Annotated in this window: 19 protein-coding genes and 2 pseudogenes; 19 read left to right on the top strand and 2 right to left on the bottom strand. The window is 36.4% G+C overall.

The window, feature by feature from the left end; translation table 11 throughout:
• Positions 1-52: 52 nt before the first annotated feature.
• From ACIQZI_RS06625 to ACIQZI_RS06695, 15 genes and pseudogenes are all read left to right on the top strand, one after another.
• Positions 53-630, top strand: a pseudogene (locus tag ACIQZI_RS06625) (IS607 family transposase).
• Positions 617-1777: pseudogene (locus ACIQZI_RS06630) on the top strand (RNA-guided endonuclease InsQ/TnpB family protein). The pseudogenes ACIQZI_RS06625 and ACIQZI_RS06630 overlap by 14 nt, the downstream one beginning before the upstream one ends.
• Before the next feature lie 155 nt (positions 1778-1932).
• Positions 1933-2706, top strand: coding sequence for a class I SAM-dependent methyltransferase (locus ACIQZI_RS06635; RefSeq protein ID WP_403070766.1), 774 nt, complete (start codon positions 1933-1935; stop codon positions 2704-2706).
• A gap of 586 nt (positions 2707-3292) precedes the next feature.
• Positions 3293-3919: a YpjP family protein gene (locus ACIQZI_RS06640; protein ID WP_062178839.1), complete on the top strand. Its 627-nt coding sequence runs from the start codon at positions 3293-3295 to the stop codon at positions 3917-3919.
• Between the two features lie 223 nt (positions 3920-4142).
• A complete protein-coding gene (locus ACIQZI_RS06645; protein ID WP_403070771.1) occupies positions 4143-4895 on the top strand; it encodes a TerC family protein in 753 nt (250 codons plus the stop codon).
• A gap of 969 nt (positions 4896-5864) precedes the next feature.
• The gene (locus ACIQZI_RS06650; RefSeq protein WP_403070774.1) at positions 5865-6569 is read left to right on the top strand and encodes an anthrax toxin lethal factor-related metalloendopeptidase; all 705 of its coding nucleotides are present in this window, start codon (positions 5865-5867) and stop codon (positions 6567-6569) included.
• A 177-nt stretch (positions 6570-6746) separates the two neighbouring features.
• Positions 6747-7541: a thymidylate synthase gene (locus ACIQZI_RS06655; RefSeq protein ID WP_403070777.1), complete on the top strand. Its 795-nt coding sequence runs from the start codon at positions 6747-6749 to the stop codon at positions 7539-7541.
• Positions 7538-8029 carry a dihydrofolate reductase gene (locus ACIQZI_RS06660; RefSeq protein WP_062178853.1) on the top strand — a complete coding sequence of 164 codons (492 nt, stop codon included), beginning with the start codon at positions 7538-7540 and terminating at the stop codon, positions 8027-8029. The genes ACIQZI_RS06655 and ACIQZI_RS06660 overlap by 4 nt, the downstream gene beginning before the upstream one ends.
• Before the next feature lie 196 nt (positions 8030-8225).
• Positions 8226-9494: a threonine ammonia-lyase IlvA gene (gene ilvA / locus ACIQZI_RS06665; protein WP_403070780.1), complete on the top strand. Its 1269-nt coding sequence runs from the start codon at positions 8226-8228 to the stop codon at positions 9492-9494.
• 304 nt (positions 9495-9798) lie between these two features.
• Positions 9799-9993, top strand: coding sequence for a twin-arginine translocase TatA/TatE family subunit (locus ACIQZI_RS06670; RefSeq protein WP_062178859.1), 195 nt, complete (start codon positions 9799-9801; stop codon positions 9991-9993).
• Between the two features lie 455 nt (positions 9994-10448).
• Entirely contained in the window at positions 10449-11201 is a 753-nt protein-coding gene (tatC, locus tag ACIQZI_RS06675) for a twin-arginine translocase subunit TatC (RefSeq protein WP_062178862.1), read from the top strand.
• A gap of 299 nt (positions 11202-11500) precedes the next feature.
• Entirely contained in the window at positions 11501-12343 is an 843-nt protein-coding gene (locus ACIQZI_RS06680) for a DegV family protein (protein ID WP_062178865.1), read from the top strand.
• A 147-nt stretch (positions 12344-12490) separates the two neighbouring features.
• On the top strand, positions 12491-13078 hold the full coding sequence (locus ACIQZI_RS06685) for an SCO family protein (RefSeq protein WP_403070785.1): 588 nt from the start codon (positions 12491-12493) through the stop codon (positions 13076-13078).
• 202 nt (positions 13079-13280) lie between these two features.
• Positions 13281-14114 (top strand): SGNH/GDSL hydrolase family protein, encoded by an 834-nt coding sequence (locus ACIQZI_RS06690; RefSeq protein WP_403070788.1) that lies wholly within the window; start codon positions 13281-13283, stop codon positions 14112-14114.
• A gap of 3 nt (positions 14115-14117) precedes the next feature.
• On the top strand, positions 14118-14702 hold the full coding sequence (locus ACIQZI_RS06695) for a YpmS family protein (RefSeq protein WP_062178874.1): 585 nt from the start codon (positions 14118-14120) through the stop codon (positions 14700-14702).
• A gap of 117 nt (positions 14703-14819) precedes the next feature.
• Here ACIQZI_RS06695 and ACIQZI_RS06700 read toward each other — a convergent pair whose 3' ends face one another.
• On the bottom strand, positions 14820-15575 hold the full coding sequence (locus ACIQZI_RS06700; RefSeq protein ID WP_403070791.1) for a DUF4397 domain-containing protein: 756 nt from the start codon (positions 15573-15575) through the stop codon (positions 14820-14822).
• Positions 15576-15886: 311 nt separating this feature from the next.
• Between ACIQZI_RS06700 and msrA the strand changes: the two genes are divergently transcribed.
• The 3 genes from msrA (at position 15887) to ACIQZI_RS06715 (ending at position 17432) form a co-directional block, all read left to right on the top strand.
• Positions 15887-16426 carry a peptide-methionine (S)-S-oxide reductase MsrA gene (gene msrA, locus ACIQZI_RS06705; RefSeq protein WP_403070794.1) on the top strand — a complete coding sequence of 180 codons (540 nt, stop codon included), beginning with the start codon at positions 15887-15889 and terminating at the stop codon, positions 16424-16426.
• A complete protein-coding gene (gene msrB, locus ACIQZI_RS06710; RefSeq protein WP_403070797.1) occupies positions 16419-16850 on the top strand; it encodes a peptide-methionine (R)-S-oxide reductase MsrB in 432 nt (143 codons plus the stop codon). The genes msrA and msrB overlap by 8 nt, the downstream gene beginning before the upstream one ends.
• A 75-nt stretch (positions 16851-16925) precedes the next feature.
• On the top strand, positions 16926-17432 hold the full coding sequence (locus tag ACIQZI_RS06715; protein WP_403070800.1) for a PTS sugar transporter subunit IIA: 507 nt from the start codon (positions 16926-16928) through the stop codon (positions 17430-17432).
• 85 nt (positions 17433-17517) lie between these two features.
• Here the strand turns inward: ACIQZI_RS06715 and ACIQZI_RS06720 are convergent, their stop codons facing one another.
• The gene (locus ACIQZI_RS06720; RefSeq protein WP_403070803.1) at positions 17518-18558 is read right to left on the bottom strand and encodes an SGNH/GDSL hydrolase family protein; all 1041 of its coding nucleotides are present in this window, start codon (positions 18556-18558) and stop codon (positions 17518-17520) included.
• 319 nt (positions 18559-18877) lie between these two features.
• Between ACIQZI_RS06720 and ACIQZI_RS06725 the strand changes: the two genes are divergently transcribed.
• A complete protein-coding gene (locus ACIQZI_RS06725; protein ID WP_403070807.1) occupies positions 18878-19015 on the top strand; it encodes a YjcZ family sporulation protein in 138 nt (45 codons plus the stop codon).
• The last annotated feature ends 57 nt before the right edge of the window (positions 19016-19072 follow it).

Below are 19072 nucleotides of genomic sequence, written 5' to 3' on the forward strand. Positions count from 1 at the left end.
ACACAATATGTTTGTGGGGAAATAATACAATCCTAATGAATTTGGAACACTTATTAACTGATCAGTCAAAACACTTCAAAATGGGATAGAGAAGGTGTATTGACAGCTTTTCGAACACCGACAGGAAGAAGATTTTATACTCACACTCAATACCTAGAGTATATAGGCGCTTCATCGAAAAATGAAAATAAGAGAAAAGTAGTTATTTACACTAGAGTATCTAACTCAGGTCAGAGAGACGATTTGCATTTACAAATTGAATTTCTTCAACAATTTGTAAATACAAAAGGTATTAATGTTGATGAAGTGGTGAAGGACATCCGGAGTGGATTAAATTTTAATCGAAAAAAATGGAACTTGCTTTTGAAGGATGTGCAAGAAAATAACGTATCAGAGATTTATAATTCACATAAAGATCGCTTTATTCGTTTTGGTTAGGACTGGTTTGAGCGATTCCTTTTGAGTCACGATACAAAATTAATTGTTGTGAATAACGAAAAATCGTCTCCACAACAAGAATTGGTTCAAGATTTGATTTCTATTGTTTATGTCTTTTCATATCGAATCTACGGATTAAGAAAATATAAGAATACAATTAAAAAGGATGGTGAGTTGGATGAAAACTTATAAAACAGAGATTTATCCAACTCAAGAGCAAATTATTAAATTAAACCAAACGATTGGTGTCTGTAGATTCCTTTATAATCAGTTTATTTCATATAATAAGGAAGTATATGAGAAAGAAGGGAAATTTGTAAGTGGCCTGGACTTTGATAAGTATGTTAATAACGAACTATCTGTCCAAGAAGGATTTGAGTGGATTAAAAAAGTCTATGGAAAAGCTCGCAAGAAATCCATTATGAATGTGGAAAACGCCTTTAAGAGGTTTTTTTAGGAATTATCTAAATTCCCTAGATTTAAAAAGAAAAGGAATCAAGATGTCTCTTTCTATGCACCGAGAAACAACAAAGGCGATCTTCTTATCGAACGCCATCGAATCAAAGTTCCCTTTCTTGGTTGGGTTCGATTGAAGGAAAAAGGGTATCTGCTTGTCAAACAACAGGCAAAAAATATTACGATTACACAAAAAGCAGGAAGATACTATATTTCGGCACTCCTTGATTGTGATTTTCCTTATTCAAATAATCAACAGAAATCTGAAGGTATAGGTATTGATCTAGGCATCAAAGAATTTGCGTTTGCAAGCAATGGTCACTCGTTTAGAAATATCAACAAAACACCAAGAGTAAGAAAGTTTGAGAAGAAATTAAAAAGAGAACAGGGATCACTTAGTCGAAAATACGAATTTTACAAAAAGAAAGGTGGGAAATCTGCTGCTAAAGAGAGGCGGAACCTCAATAAAAATATACTCAGAGTTCAGAAACTTTATCAACGGCTTTTAACTATTCGTGAAGCGTATCGACAACATGTTGTATCTATGATGGTGAAAACCAAACCATCATTTATTACGATCGAAAAGTTTAACGTTAAAGGCATGATGAAGAATCGACATGTAGCAAAAAGTGTTGCCAATCAAGGGTTTTATGATTTTAAACAGCGCTTACTTCATTCTTGCAAAAAGTTTGAAATTGAGCTTAGAGAAGTCGATACGTTTTATCCATCTTCTAAATTGTGTTCATGTTGCCGACACAAGAAAGTTAATCTTTCTTTATCGGATCGAATTTACAAGTGTGATAACTGTAAAGTTGAATTAAATCGAGATCATAACGCTAGTTTAAATCTAAAACAAGCAACCCAATATGTTGTCTTAACTTAACTAAACAACATATATGTACCGATGGCTAGTCGGGGATTGACGCTTGTGGAGAATCAAACCCACTACGGTAGCGAGAAAGTAGCGAAACAGGATTCGTTGAAGCAAGAAAACTCTGGATACGTATATTTATACACATTTTTAGTAGCAGAGCTATCATGTTTGTCACAACAGCTGGTCGGACCGATGATCTACATATTGAACAAGCTAAAAATATTGCCACTCAATTTTCACTTCCATTTTACCAGAGGAATAAACGTTCTATAGCTAGAATGCATCAAGACTATAGAATGGATTGCCTAGTAGTAGGAAAAAACAAACTGGAACTTCATAAAATTTCTGGAAGTATGCCTTTCTTTTTTCACCCAAATCTCGCAATGGTTCGTACTAAACGATTGATGAATGGGGAAGAAGATCCGTATATAGCGGCTGCTAAAATTGAAAGAGGGTCCTCTATACTTGACTGTACACTAGGCCTAGGAGCAGATGCTATCATCGCGAGCTATGTATCAGGTCCTGGTGGGGAAATTAGAGCAATTGAAGGAAATCCGATCGTCTCTTTTATTGTGGAACAAGGACTGTTGCAGTGGGAAAGTGGCATCGAACTTATGGATGCTGCGATGAAAAGAATCCATATTCAAACAGGCAATCATCTTGAGGTGTTAAAGACGCTTACGGATAATAGTTTCGATGTGGTGTACTTTGATCCGATGTTTGAAGAACGTATTGAAGAATCAGAAGGTATGAAAGGGTTGGCACAATTTGCATCGCATGAAGATTTACAACTAGAAACGATAGTGCAGGCAAAGCGGGTTGCTAGAAACCGAGTCGTGCTAAAGGATCATTTTCAAAGTAAACGTTTCGAGCAATTGGGGTTCACAACAATCAAAAGGAAAACTTCTTTATTTCATTATGGCTATATTCAATTATAAACGAAACTCGTCTCTTTTTTTTCGACGGGCTTCTTCGCGTTTGAATTTTAATCGATCTATAATGAAAAAAGAAGCCTTGCCATCTGTTAATGGCAAGGCTAGTTAAGGCTATTAAAATGAAAAGCCACTTCTTTTTCTGATTAGAAACAAGCGAAGAAATGAAGTAGGTCCATTCATGGCAATACAAGTGATTAATCGGCAATCGCTTCATAAATGAAATAAACAAGTGAAATAACGACAAGAATCAAAATCGCTGACGATCCCATAGATGAATTCCTCCTTTACAAAACAATGGGTTACTATTAATAATTCTACATCAGATAAGGATAATCCTTCATTCTTATTTGCATATGTAAAAATTCTTGAGAGGGAAAAATGGTATTTCTTTATTATATGCAAGTAAGCCTTTTCTCATAATGAAACCGTATATACATTTTTTTCGTAATTTCCTAAGAAATTCAGTATACTAGAAACTAGAAGATAGAAATGACTAGTTATGTATAATGGCACGGAAATATTCCAAATAAAGATTAATATGTGAACCGAAATTTGGAAACTAAAATGATTAAGGAGGAGAGAAAACATCATGCAGAAATCGAGATGGTTGAAGAAAAGCCTCGTTGTATTAGTATCTGTTTTAACATTCGGTATGGTTTCTCCTTCCGATATATCTTGGCGTGCACAAGCACATTCTGATAAACACGCGAAGAAGGACATCTTTGAAGAAGCAGAAAGTACAGGCTATTCTTTATTGGAATCAGCTGATGATCCGATTTCAACAACAATATTTGACCGAAGTGAGTTTATTGAATCAATGATGGCAAAGGCCCAGGACCATGCCTTTACGAAATTCGGTGCAAAGATTGGTCCGAAGATTGAGGATGAATTTAAATTTTCTGTTTTACCAAAAATTGAAGAAGCTATTACTCAAATGGCAGTAAAATTTCCTGATGAAGAGCTTGTCCAGTTAACCATATCTAAAGGTCCTTCTTCAGGGCGCGGTGAGAAAATTTTTCATATTTTTAATGAAAATACCGGAAAAGATATCATTCGTTTTCATGTTAGACAAGAGAATCCGCCCCAAGAAGGATATTGGTTCAATTTTCACTACCATACGTATCATGATGAATTCGCTACACATTATGCTTTAGGCAAAATTTATTGGAATAAGAATACACCTCCAAAATGGTCGGAGCAAACTTATTTTTCTTGAAAATGCTTTATTTTTGCTGGAAATTGAAGTTAACATTTGAAACATAAATCCAATAGGCGTATGCTAAACGATATAGCCAAACTGAATGCGCTGCTATTAGCGCATTTTTCGTTTTTTAAAGAATGATGTATACGGTATTCAGTTTGGTTTCGAAGTTCCTGTATAGGCACTTACGATTTTCTAATAAAAGAATCAATTTATTTTACAAGAAAGCCGGGATAATATGTTAACAAGCATTATGGACACATATGCTCAATTTTTTGATTGGGGGATGTGGGTTGAAGTATTGTCAGATCCAGTAAGCTGGGGGTTAATTGGCACACTGATTTTACTTGAAGGTTTGCTGTCAGCGGATAATGCACTGGTTCTTGCGGTCATGGTTCGTCATTTACCTAAGAAACAACGAAAAAAGGCACTCTTCTATGGATTACTTGGTGCTTATGCATTCCGATTCATTGCAATTGGACTTGGTGTTTATTTAATTAATCTATGGTGGGTAAAAGTATTAGGAGCAACATATCTTGCGTGGCTTGCCATTAAGTATTTTATTGATAAAACGAAACAAGGTGAAAGTGAAGAAGAAACAAAAGGATTGTCTAAGGAAAGTTTCCTGATTAGAATGTTCGGTAATCTATGGGGAACGGTAGTTGCTGTTGAGTTAATGGATATTGCGTTTTCGGTTGACAGTGTGCTTGCTGCATTTGGTGTCAGTGAAAAAGTATGGGTGTTGTTGATTGGTGGTATGCTTGGTGTGCTAATGATGCGTGGCATAGCAGGTGTCTTTCTTAAATTAATCGACAAAGTGCCTGAACTTGAGACGGCTGCGTACGTATTGATTGCGATTATCTCAGTTAAAATGTACCTTGCTGTCATTCATATTGAGATTCCTTATGCAATGTTTTTCCTTTTGATCGTCATCACGTTTGCGATTACTTTTGTTGTCCATTTCCGCAACTTACGTCATCTAAAAGAATAAGTGAAAAAAGTGTTTCCCAAAAGGGTCAGACCTCACACGCTATACATCGTTTATTGTGTCATTTATCCGTCACATAAACGATATATAGTAGATGTGTGCTCTGACCCTTTCGTTATGGGGTAGACTCTATTCTACGTTCAGATGGAAATAGGGTAGGGATACATTCAAATATCCGGAAATTTCCGTTTGATGATCTGAAACACTAAGGAAAAGAAGATGAAGAAGCATAATGGAATAAAAATGGACCATAGAATTGAGCTAATTAAAGGGTGTAAAAGGAGACCTAAAAAGAGAGAAAATATGAAAAGGTCAAGATAAATGAAAACCTCTAAATTAAATACATCAAGCACTTCATCTGCAAGTTCAGGGTGAAGTCTTAATAGCTCCTGTTTATTAACACGTCTCAATATAATCACCTAGCATTCATCCAGTTACTTCTTGTATATGTTCAAACCTACCGAAGCGTTACTCATAAAGTGAAACTTCTATCAGTGAGTTTTTTTATTCCCCACTGATGGTTAGTTAAACTGAGATAAATTCATTGAAATTCTTCTGTTGCCATCAGTGATCTCACCTTATTTTCCCAATATTTTCGAAAGTTTAATGATTTCATAATATGTTATACTTCAATAATATGAAAGTAGTAGTTTATCCCGTATTAACAGGCAGTAAGCCCCCACCCCGAGGCTGAGAGGAATCAAGGAAGGACTGCCCGTAAAAATCCGATTAGTGAGATACTGTGAAACTTACTGATGCGTGAGCAGAAGGTTAGTTGAGGCCCACAGGATGTGGGTCACTCAGACGTTGCCGCAGGATGCGGCGTATTTAGTATGAGTTCGTTGAATTCGGGTTTGTAGTGTCGCTTTAGCGACGCTAGAACGGACTAACAATTAGTGGGGGATGAAAGAACCCCTTAATGATTGAAGTTTCACTTTATATTGCTAGTTTAATGAATTGGTGGTTGTATACATGAGAAGAATATTATCTTTAGTCTTATGCCTCCTTCTTTTCTTCATTCTATCTTCATTTTCATTTGTTGAAACGGATGGCATAAGTGTTGGTGCTTTTGCAGAAGATCATCGTCTAAAATTAACGAAAGTATGGCAGGAAAATACAAAACTAGGCAGACTTTTTTTATTTCCTGAACATTCCTTTAATGTAGACGAAGCTGTTCAGATTGTTGAACAAATTAGTGTGCTTCCTCCTGCTACAATTCAGAAGTTAGTTGATAAAAATGTGAAAATTAAACTGTTCACAGGTCGTTTAACTGATGATCCATTTGCTGAGCATTTAAAAGGAAGTAAGCCAAGAGGATATAAAAATGAACAGACGACTTGGGATGATGTGCCAGGAATGGGAGGGGATCGAATTGTCCTTGTGAAAATTGGTGCAAGTGAACCAGGAAACGGGCACAGTTCGATTAATCTTGAGCTTCACGAATTAGCCCATACGATTGATACATATGCATATGACGGAATTCGTGATGATGGAGTATTTTTGGGAGCTTGGGAACAAGAAGTAAGCCGTCTTTTTCCTGACAAAGCCTATTATTCTACATATCCAGAAGAATACTTTGCCGAAACATATGCGATGTTCTTTGCGAATGCAGCTTCTAATAAAGTGCTGAAAGAGAAGGCACCGCACACGTATTTATATATTAAACAGTTAAACTAAAATGGGGATTAATGTAAGTGTCTTCGTTGGAATATTACTTTGCGAAGAGAACAGATATTTTGATTATCACTGCATTTTAAATGGTTCTCCTAATCTAATATTCAAAAAGGTTTTGGTGTTGAAACCAGAACTAGGCTACAATAATAGTGTGTATTTGAAAAAAAGGTGGTTTATTTAATGAAGCAATATTTGGATTTATGTAAGCATGTGCTTGAAAATGGTACAAAAAAAAGTGACAGAACAGGAACAGGTACAATCAGTACTTTTGGCTATCAGATGAGATTTAATCTGCAAGAAGGCTTTCCAGTTCTTACGACCAAAAAACTAAGCTTAAAGGCAATCATTCATGAATTATTGTGGTTTCTGCAAGGCGACACGAATGTTTTGTACCTACAGGATAATGGGGTACGCATTTGGAATGAATGGGCGAATGAAAATGGTGAGCTTGGTCCTATTTATGGCCATCAATGGCGTTCATGGGGAACAGCTGATGGCAGACAAATTGATCAAATTTCACAATTGATTGACCAGATTAAAACTAATCCTGATTCACGCCGTTTGATTATTAATGCTTGGAATGTCGGCGAGTTAGAAGAAATGGCTTTACCTCCCTGCCATGCGATGTTCCAGTTTTATGTTCGGGATGGAAAACTGTCTTGTCAGCTCTATCAACGATCCGCTGATGTATTTTTAGGTGTGCCATTTAATATCGCGTCATATGCCTTGCTGACAATGATGATTGCACAAGTCTGTGACTTGGAGTATGGAGACTTTATTCATACATTTGGGGATGTTCATATTTATAACAATCACATTGAGCAAATCAATCTCCAGTTAACTCGGGAACCGTATCAATTACCAGTTATGAAAATTAATCCAGATGTAAAAAGTATTTTCAATTTTAAATATGAAGATTTTGTACTGGAAAACTATGAGGCGCATCCACATATTAAAGGAGAAGTGAGTGTATGATTTCTTTCATGTTCGCAATGGATGAGAATCGAATAATCGGCAAGGATAATACCTTGCCTTGGTATTTACCAGCGGATCTCCAGTATTTTAAAAAAGTGACAATGGGTCACCCTATTCTGATGGGGAGAAAAACGTATGAGTCAATTGGAAAGCCTTTACCGGGTAGAGAGAACATCATCTTGACTCGAAATGCAGATTATCAACAAGAGGGCATAACAGTGATCTCAGATATGAAAGAAGCCGTGGCATATGCGGACGCCTTGGATGAAGAGGTATTTGTTATTGGCGGAGCAGAAATCTTTCAGCAATTAATTTCTGATTGCAAGCGTCTATACATAACGCAAATCCATCATTCATTTGAGGGTGACACGTATTTCCCGGAATTAAATATGTCAAAATGGCAGACGGTATCTAAAACGACTGGTATCGTAGATGAAAAGAACAAGTATCCTCATGAATTTATTGTATTAGAACGAATCGAGAACTAGACAGAATGGGAGTACTCCATTTGTGGAATTAAATGTAGTACTCGCTGTCTTATTTAATATTGAGACATGTTAGTTGAACTTGTTAGAGTTTTCTATCAGGTGCAAATATGGTGAAATGTCTGAAAAATCTGTTGATTTATTTTCGATTTGTGATATAATTTACAAATTATCTAGAGATGTGAAAAGAGGGTATTACATGAGCCAAATAACATCAACAAGAAAATGGGTCCAAGTTGAAGATATCTTAGTTGCTTATCAGGAGCTTAAAGATATCGTTGCGCACACGCCACTGCAAAGAAACGAAAGATTATCCGAGAAGTATGAGTGTAATGTTTACTTAAAACGAGAAGACTTACAGCATGTGCGCTCTTTTAAGCTTAGGGGAGCCTATTATAAAATGAAAAAGCTGACTGCAGATGAAACAAGAAATGGAGTTGTCTGTGCGAGCGCGGGCAATCATGCGCAAGGGGTTGCGTTTGCGTGTAGTCAGTTGGGGATTTCAGGGAAAATCTACATGCCTGCGACAACTCCTCGGCAAAAAGTTGACCAGGTTCAGCTATTTGGTAAAGACAAAATTGAAATTGTTTTAGTAGGCGATTCGTTTGATGATGCCTTTCTTGAAGCAGAGAAATGCCAGGAAACAGAAAAAAGAACGTTTATTCATCCGTTTGATGACGAACTTGTCATCGCTGGTCAAGGAACAGTAGCTATTGAAATATTAAATGATTGTGATGAAAAAATCGATTATGTCCTTGCAGGAATTGGCGGAGGGGGCCTAGTGTCAGGTATCTCTACATATTTTAAATCGGTCTCACCTGAAACATCTTGTATCGGAGTCGAACCAGAAGGCGCTGCTTCAATGAAACAATCTTTAATGAAAGGTGAAGTAGAGGCTTTACAGGACATTGACACGTTTGTAGATGGTGCAGCAGTTAAATGTGTAGGACAAAAAACGTTTGATCTCTGTCAGGAATATATGGATGATATCATTAAGGTCCCTGAAGGAAAGGTCTGCACAACCATACTAGACTTATACAATGAACATGCGATCATAGCAGAGCCTGCAGGAGCGTTGTCTGTTGCGGCGCTTGATTTTTATCGGGATGAAATCAAAGGGAAAACCGTCGTTTGTGTAATTAGTGGGGGCAATAATGATATTGGCCGTATGCAAGAGATAAAAGAAAAATCACTTTTATATGAAGGGCTACTTTATTACTTCATTGTCAATTTTCCTCAGCGGGCAGGAGCTTTACGTGAATTCCTTGATGAAGTACTCGGACCTAATGATGATATTTCAAGATTTGAATATACGAAAAAAAATAACAAAGAACAGGGTCCTGCTTTAGTTGGCATTGAGCTGAAAAATAGACAAGATTATGGACCTTTGATTGAGCGTATGAGCAAAAAAGGGTTTCCATATGTCGAAGTAAATAAAGATAGTAATTTATTTTCTTTATTGATTTAAGGTTAAAAGAATGGGATGTTCCAAAAGGGCCTGACCTAGCACTCGCCACACAGTTTATCGTGTTACTTACACTTCATTTAAACTGTATGTAGTAGTTGCTGGGTTTGACCCTTTATTTATGGGATACCCGCTATTTTTAATAAAACTGGAATTAATTACTGGTATAGGGTAAAATAATAAGGTATAAATCGTCGTTTATTACACATTTTAAAAGTATTCTAATCAAGTTATGTCAATCTAAAAGTGAGCTATTATTTAGCGAATGTATTATTTTATGTAAGAAAGTAACAGGAGGGGTGTTATCATGTTTTCAAATATAGGGGTACCAGGATTAATTTTGATTTTAGTGCTTGCACTCATCATTTTCGGACCAAAGAAATTACCTGAAATTGGACGGGCATTCGGTCAAACTTTACGTGAATTTAAAAGTTCAACTCGTGAGTTAACACAGGATGTCTTTGAAGAAAAAGATGAAAAAAAGAATAATTCAGTAAAATAAGTACTGTGTCTAAGAGGAGGTTGTCCCATAACGAAAGTGTCAGGCCCCACAAATACAATATATAGTTGAAATAATGTGTATATAACACTATAAACTGTGTATCGCAAGTGAGGTCAAGACCCTATTGGGACATCCTCCTTTTAACTTGTAAGATAAGGGCCCTTAGTTATATCGATGTGTTTAGTGACAAGCAAATGAAGTACAGTCTTACAGGTCAAATAACTTCCAAGCTTCTTTGAGTCGCTATACAAAGTGGATATAGGAGATTTGTTCTTCTTCATCCAAGTAGATTTAACTTTACCTTATAATGAATGGATACATAAAGGATTGTAGTTTTTTAGAAGTAAAGATGAATATGTGGGCATTATTACCATTGGTATGAGTTACCCGTTACATGCCGGAATAATGAAGAAAATTCGGTAATATTCGTATTTTTAATAGAGAGCGTGATAGATTTGGCAGATCAAGAACAAAACGTAATTGCCCATTTAGAGGAGCTGCGTAAACGTTTAATTATTACGGTAATTGCATTTATCCTCTTTTTTATTGTTGGTTTTATCTATGTTGAAGAGATATATCAGTGGCTTGTTAAAGATTTTGATGAAAAACTAATGGTGCTAGGACCAAGTGATATCCTCTGGATTTATTTCATGCTTGCAACGGTTGTTTCGGTAGCGGCTACAATTCCGGTGTTTGCGTTTCAATTATGGTTATTTGTGAAACCAGCGTTGCTGCCGAGGGAGATAAAAACAACCCTATCTTATATTCCAGCACTTTTTCTTTTATTTGTTGGTGGTCTAGCATTTGGATACTTCATTATTTTCCCAATGGTACTGGATTTCTTACTTGGATTAAGCAGTGGAATGTTTGTGACCAATTTTACAGCAGATAAATATTTCCAGTTTCTTCTTAATATGACATTGCCGTTTGGGATTCTTTTCGAGCTTCCTGTTGTGACGATGTTTTTAACATCAATTGGGATCGTTAATCCATATGTGTTGCAAAAGCTTAGAAAATACGCGTACTTTGTCTTGGTCGTCATAGCGATATGTATTACCCCACCAGATTTTGTATCAGATTTTCTCGTAACTATACCGTTGCTGCTGTTATATGAAATCAGTATTTCGTTGTCAAAATTTGTGTACAAACGGAAGCAAAAACGAGATGCACACATTCAAGAAGAGGTGCAAGAAGAAGGCCTAGATTAATAAATAGCTTTCATATGGCGAGCCATTCACAAAGAAACGCATAAAATTATACGATGCTGTCTGAAGTATTGAATGAAGAAGTAGAGGAGGAATTTGCCTACTTCTTCAATTCGATCAAGGACAGCATTTTTTATTTGGGAATTCCGTTTTTTTTTTTTTTTGAAAAATTATAAAAAAGGGAAGAAATGTGTCGAACTTTCAAACTTTGTCAAAATAGCTCGAAATATTGGATATTAAGATTGAATGATCGTATTAACAAGGTATAATTAAGGGAATTGTTAAGGTTGGGAAGTGGAATGATGGGAAATGTGAAAATTGTAACAGATTCGACTGTTGATATGACGCAAGAGGAAATCAAGCGATATGGTATTGAAATGGTACCCTTATCGATTTCAATAGACGACATGATTTATTTAGATAAGATCGAAATAGAACAAGAAGAATTTTTGATAAAAATGAAGAATGCTAAGGAGCTTCCGAAAAGCTCTCAGCCATCGACAGGCACTTTCTTAGACGTTTTTGACAGACTTGGAGAAGATGGAAGCGAGATTATTTCTATTCATATGACTGGTGGAATGAGTGGTACTGTTCAATCTGCAGAGAGTGCAGCGAAAATGACTGAATCCAATGTCACGGTGTTTGATTCAAAATATATTTCAAAGGCATTATCATTTCAAGTAATTGAAGCTGCCAAAATGGCGAAGGAAGGCAAAAGTGTTGCTGAAATTCTGGAGAGGATCAAAGATATTCAATCCCAATCAAGATTGATTATTTCCATTGATACGTTAGAGAATTTAGTGAAAGGCGGACGAATCGGTAAAGTGTCTGCCATGATTGGTTCGTTACTAAACATTAAACCAATTGCGATCTTAGAAGATGGAGTACTTCATCCTGTCTCAAAAGCAAGAAGTCAATCTCAAATTGTTAAATTTGTCGTGAATAAATATAAAGAAGATTTGAAGGATAAGCAAATCACAGGAATTGGTATTGTTCATGTGAATGGATATGAAATCGCTTCAAAGATTAGAACAGCATTAGCTGAAATCAGCGGCTTATCCAATATAAAAATTGAAGGTACGTCTCCTGTAGTAAGCACTCACACGGGCGAAGGTGCTATGGGAGTTATGTATCATTGGGAATAGAAGCATGAAAAACCTGTGAAAACTAATAGATGTCACAATTTGTGAAAAGGTCATAAAATTTTTAGCTTGAATGCAAATTTCTTTAAACAGCTTACATCCTCTGGTAAAATAATATAATCATAATATGCAAATAAAGGCGGTAAAACAATGAAAAGGCGGCAAAGCATAATATTGTTCATTGGAATTATGGTTGTTTTGTTATTATCGGCATGCAGTTCACAAGGGATTAAAAACGGGTATAATTCGGATCTTGAAGAGTTTACTTTCATGGATCATAACAACAAAGAATTTTCGAAAAGTGACTTGAAGGGGAAGGTTTGGCTTGCTGATTTTGTGTTTACAAACTGCACAACGGTTTGTTTACCAATGACGAGTAATTTGGCTGAATTTCAAACGATGCTTAAAGATAATGACATTTCAAATGTAGAAATTGTTTCTTTCTCTGTAGACCCTGAATTAGATACACCAGCAGCGTTGAAGGAGTATGCAGAACGATTCAATGCTGATTTATCCTCTTGGCATTTCCTAACGGGCTATACTCAGCAGGAAATTGAAGAGTTTGCTAAAAAGAACTTTAAAACGATTGTTCAAAAACCAGCCAATACTGATCAAGTTATCCATGGTACTAAGTTTTATTTAGTTAATAAATCTGGAGAAATTGTTAAAGATTATTCAGGCGTGAGTGATGTACCGTTTGAAGAAATGCTGAATGATATTAAAATTTTACAAAAATGATGTGGATGTCCCTAAAAGAACTGACCACGAACGCTATACATAGTTTATAGTAGTCGAAGGGTTTGGGGCTTTTGTTATGGGACATTCTTTTTTATTGCCTTGCGTTTTGAAAGCTGATTATGTCATCAAACTTCATGATTTGCGATTTTATTAATCGTACGTGATATAATAGTGAAAGACCTTTTTTAGGACGGTGACACCTATGAAGAAAAAAATATCCTGTCTATTGATTGGACTGTTGATCCTCACTTCATGTTCAAACATTCGAACAGTTTCAAATTATGCTTTACAACAAGAAAACGAGCTTGAGTTAAAAAAAAAGGATGCGATCCCTGCTACTTTTTTTCCTGATCCGATCGAAATCGTTTCGTTAGGTGATTCTTTGACACAAGGCGTAGGGGATACGACTGACAAAGGTGGTTATATACCCTATTTGCGACAACTGCTAGAAAAAGAACCAACGATTACGTCTGTGAATGTTGTCAATCATGGCGTAAAAGGCAATCGAACTGACCAGCTATTGAAGCGTATGAAAGAAGATAAGGTGATTGCTAATATTAAAAAGGCAGATGCGGTTGTGATTACGATTGGTGGCAATGATGTCATGCAGGTATTCCGCCAAAATATAGTCGATTTGAAAATGGCACAATTTGAGAAAGCAAGAATAGGGTATGAAAAAAGATTGGAACAAATATTCAATAGGGTTCGCTCAAACAATGAGCATGCACAAATTTATTTAGTTGGCATATACAATCCATTTACCAAAGTTTTAAGTGCCTTTCAAGAATTGGAAATTATTATGGACCAATGGAATCGCAGCGGCCAAACAATCGTTGAGAGATATGATAATGCGTATTTCATTGGAATTGGCGATTTATTTGAAAATACGGCAGAGAATTTATTATTTACCGAGGACCATTTTCATCCAAATAATCGAGGCTATGAGTTGATTGCAGACAGAATCTATCAAGAAATGAATATTGAAACAATAGGAAGAGGTTCAATAGAGGCGAGTGCAAAAGGGGATGAAGAATAATTAATGTCTAAAGCAAGTTGGAAATACTTATTTCTAGGATTAATGGCAATAAATATTATTGTGCTAGTTACACTTATTATATTGATTAATTTACCTGCGAAAGATGAGGAAGCTGCACAAATAGATCGTCAAGATCAAGGTGTTTCATTCGTCATAAATACGAATCGAGATGATTTAAATATGTTGATTTCTCAATATATTGAAAAAGAGGGATTAGCTGGACCTGTCCATTATGATGTTCATTTATCAGATGTCGTTGAACTTTACGGAACAATGCCTTTTTTCGGAAGAGATATTGAATTAAAACTCACGTTTGTTCCTGAAGCTCAAAACAATGGAGATGTTGTGTTAAAACAAGAGTCGATTTCAGTTGGCCAACTCAATTTACCTGTCTCCTATGTATTGAATTTCATTAATCGTCAATATAAAACACCAGAATGGGTCACGATACAGCCAGATAAAGAGCAAATATACGTATCATTGCAAAATATGGAATTGAAAAGTGATGTACATGTGAAAGCAAAAGAATTCGATTTAAAAAATGATAAAATTTCATTTGTATTAACAGTGCCCTCTTTACAGCCATAAAAAGGTCATATCTCACATTCTACACATCGATTGTCGGTCTAGTTAACGATATATAGTAGATGTGGGATCTGACCCTTTTATTATGGGGCAGGCAACGGAAGTTTTTGTATATCTTTGTTAAGGAGAAACGAATAATGCTTCCAACTCAGGCTCTGCATCCTGTAAACCGATTATATAGATGGTATAGGCCATATCTGCTCTGAATTCAGCGTGTGGAATTGAGAGTACGTCTTGTTTTGTACTAGTAACTCTTGCTTCAAGGTCAATGCTCATTGGCGTAATTCCCATATAATTTGTTGCTGTTCTGTACGGTACATTTCGAAATACTACATCGCCATTTTTTACAGCTAGATCAATCGCTGGGCTATCTGAAGCCAAATGGATCAACCGAACTTTGGATTCACCGTTAGGAACAGCAGGTAGGTCTTCATGGACGACGAGTCGTATCTGTTTATCCAGGCCGCTTACAGCTAATGTATAAAGCTTTCCTGGTTCAACCTGAATCTTCTGACTGAGAATGGTTGAAGAGAGCTGACCAGTTGGATAGACATCTATTTGATATTTTCCGGCAATTAATGGTAAATAGTCACTGATTGTTTTATATGGACTGTTCTGCAAAATTCTTGTTTCATTCACATACACATCGACATTTCCTGCTTTTGGTGCTGCATGGAGGATTCTTACCCTGCCAGGACTCTTTCTAAATACTTCTTCTGAGCGCATCACTTCAAAAGCTTTATTCAAAGCCGTTAAATGTTTGTGGTAATAATGAACATGCAGGTTTGGGTCCATGTATTTATAATAGCTAGCTAATAGATCATACTTTTGTGCTTTTTTAAAATAATTTTTTCGATTATTCTTAGAATTCGACATGCGTTTCTCTCCTATCTGCAAAGCTTTCGTAAACAGCATATGCAAACCGAAGTAGGCTGGTGTCACAGTAAAGGAAAGATTCCTTTTTCATTGTTCATTAAAAATGATTAGAAACGAATATGAAATGGATTGAGGTAGAACAGCGTATTATTTTACACTGCATGTAAAAAGCGGTAAAATTCATACAATATGATTTTTATCTTTCATTAACGGGGAGTAAGACCCCCACTGATGGAAGGATCGCCTTATGCTAACGAACAGATCATACTCGATTATTAGCCATATATTCGAAAATTGGAGGTTGAATAGTTGTGACTCGCAATTTAGAAAAAGCAACATTTGCAGGAGGATGCTTTTGGTGCATGGTAAAACCGTTTGATGAGCAGCCGGGGATTGAATCTGTGCTATCCGGTTACACGGGCGGTAACAAAGAAAATCCAACCTATAAAGAAGTTTGTTCTGAAACGACTGGGCATTATGAGGCTGTACAGATTACATATGATCCCAATGTGTTTCCATATGAACGATTAGTCGAATTATTTTGGCAGCAAATTGATCCGACAGACACTGGTGGACAATTTTACGACCGCGGTGGATCCTACCAAACCGCAATTTTTTATCATACAGCCGAACAGAAGCAAATGGCTGAAGCTTCAAAGGAAACATTACAAAACAGCGGAAGATTCAATCATCCAATTGTCACACCTATTATACCGGCTAAGCCGTTTTACCTTGCCGAAGAATATCATCAGGATTATTATAAGAAAAACCCAGCTCATTATAATCGGTATCGAATCGGATCAGGGCGGCAAACATTTATCGAACAGAATTGGGGGAGTCGTAATGACTAATCAAAATCATGATTTAAAACAAAAATTAACACCTATACAATATGAAGTAACACAAAATAATGGAACAGAGCCAGCTTTTAGAAATGAGTATTGGGATAATAAAGAAGAGGGTTTATATGTAGATATCGTTTCTGGTAAACCTTTGTTTACTTCAAAAGAAAAATATGATGCAGGCTGTGGCTGGCCAAGCTTTACAAAGCCACTTATAGACCAGGAAATTATTGAGAAGGTTGATACGAGCTATGGAATGCGACGAACGGAAGTAAGAAGTAAAACTGGAGATTCTCATCTCGGTCATGTATTTGATGACGGGCCGGGGCCTGAAGGATTAAGATATTGCATCAATTCTGCTTCTCTTCGATTCATTCCAGTTGCTGACCTTGATAAAGAAGGTTATGCACAATATAAAAACGTATTTCGTTAATCACTTAGAAGGTACAAAGCTTTTGTGCTATTATAGAAAAATGTTACATCATCTAAGATAGGGAAGGGGATTTTTATGTTTAAGAAATTATTTGGGAAAAAAACGGAGGAGTCCGTAGCAAAAGATATCGTATTATTTGCGCCAATGAATGGAAGCGTGGTAGCTTTGGAGGATGTTCCTGATCCGGTATTTGCAGAGAAAATGATGGGAGATGGCCTTGCTATCGAACCAGAAGATAATACAGTGTATTCACCTGTAGATGGTGAGATCGTGCAAGTTTTTCCGACAAAGCATGCGGTTGGGATTAAGGCTGCAAACGGAGCGGAAATTCTGATTCATATTGGCCTCGAAACAGTAGCATTAAATGGTGAAGGCTTTGAAGCCTTTGTCAGTGCGGGTGACAAAGTGAAAATGGGGGATAAACTCATTTCCTTTGATCAAACGATTATTAAAGAAAAAGCAAAAAGTACACTTATTCCAATTATTATTACGAATAGCGATGAAATGGAGTCTATTGTGAAAACGACTGAGACATCGTTAACTAGAGGAGAAACTCACTTTTTAACAGTAACAGTTAAATAACGAGGTTGTCCCATATCAACAAAGGTCAGACCCCGCATCTACTATATATCGTGTAAACGACATATACGATGTGAGGTCTGACCTTTTATTTATTTGTAATAATACCGAAGATATGAACATCAGTTTTACCCGAACGATTCATTAATGATTTTGTTCCACTTGTCTCAAAACGAACCTTATGTAATCCGTCAGCTAAACCACTTCCAATATAGAGATATCGTACTTTTGAAAAAGGCCACCAAGTGTCGAGTGTAGTCGTATATTTTCCATCGATAAATACATCTAGTTTCCCGCCTTCAGGTGTTCTTAAGAAAATCCCGCCTAGAGTAGTTCCGGTAAAATCATACTCGATATAATTGCCTTTTATTTCACTGACAAAGCCTAAAGAGGAATGACTAAAACCATATAAATGGCTAGGCTGATTTACTTTAATAAGGTTCAAGTCCTTTTGCCTATATAGAGGTGTGGACAAAGAGGCGATGACTTTATCTTCAATAGTATGACGAAGTAACTGCGAGTATATCTCATTAGCATAAAGCTGATAACCTGTTCCGTTCGGGTGAATAAGATCTTTTGTAAGTTGCTCTGTGCTTAAGCCGGATTTCGCAAAGACTGGGCGCATGTCTTGGTGGGCGGTCCCATAGTGACGAGAAATTTTCTTGATTTGGTCAGCAAAGTCGTAAAAAGTGAGGGAATTTTCTGTTATGGTAAAAATCTCAGCATTCGGAAAACGTATTTTTACCTTTCTCACTAGAGCTTCATAAATTTCTCCGAAATCATCTGAAGACATGTATTTTCGGTCGTTTTCTCCAAAAACAATAAAGACAAGATCAGGGGGTTCTTTTAAATTAGTTTGAGAAAAATTATAGAGCCCTTCAAAGGCTGTGGCACCACTTTGAACAATATAATCCCCAGATATCTTACTATTCTCTTTTTGTTTCATCATATTCTCTAAACGGACAAACCAGCGTTCTTCCGGAGTTTCTGCTCCTGAACCTCTACCTATGCTATCACCGATTACTAAATAGCGAATGGGTTTGTTGGTTTTTATCTTATCGTAAACATTTAGATGAGTATCGTTCCCATAGGTTTTCTGATTTAGGAAAAAAACAAACAGTATGCTCATGAATAGGAATAAAGCAATTAACGTCTTGATCATTCTTCTCTTCAATATTTTTCCGACCTTTTCTTTTTTATATAAGTTGGTTTGTAGCGGAATTTGGCGGCTTACTTCAATACGCCTTTGACTTTTTTAAAACCTGCTTATATTATATCCTATTCTTTAAATAACCTCTCAATTTAATGGTCGAAAACCACCTTATTTATAGGATATTGTCCTTAGATAAATAGAGCAGTCGTAAAAAAATAGGCAAATGCACAGACCGAATCGGGCGCATCTGCATATTGTAAAAATGTAAGAGATATCAAAAAGAGGAGTGAATGTAATGTACGGATACGGATATGGTGGCGGATGTGGTGGATACGGATATGGTGGCGGATGTGGTGGATACGGCGGCGGTTTTGCCCTAATTGTGGTGCTGTTTATCCTATTAATCATCATTGGTGCATCTTTCTGCTGTTAACAAAGAAAAAATAGTAACCGACCTTATTATAAGGTCGGTTTTTCTGCTGTTAACCCA

It is taken from the genome of Peribacillus sp. NPDC096379, assembly GCF_044762875.1.
Classification (GTDB): Bacteria; Bacillota; Bacilli; order Bacillales; family DSM-1321; genus Peribacillus.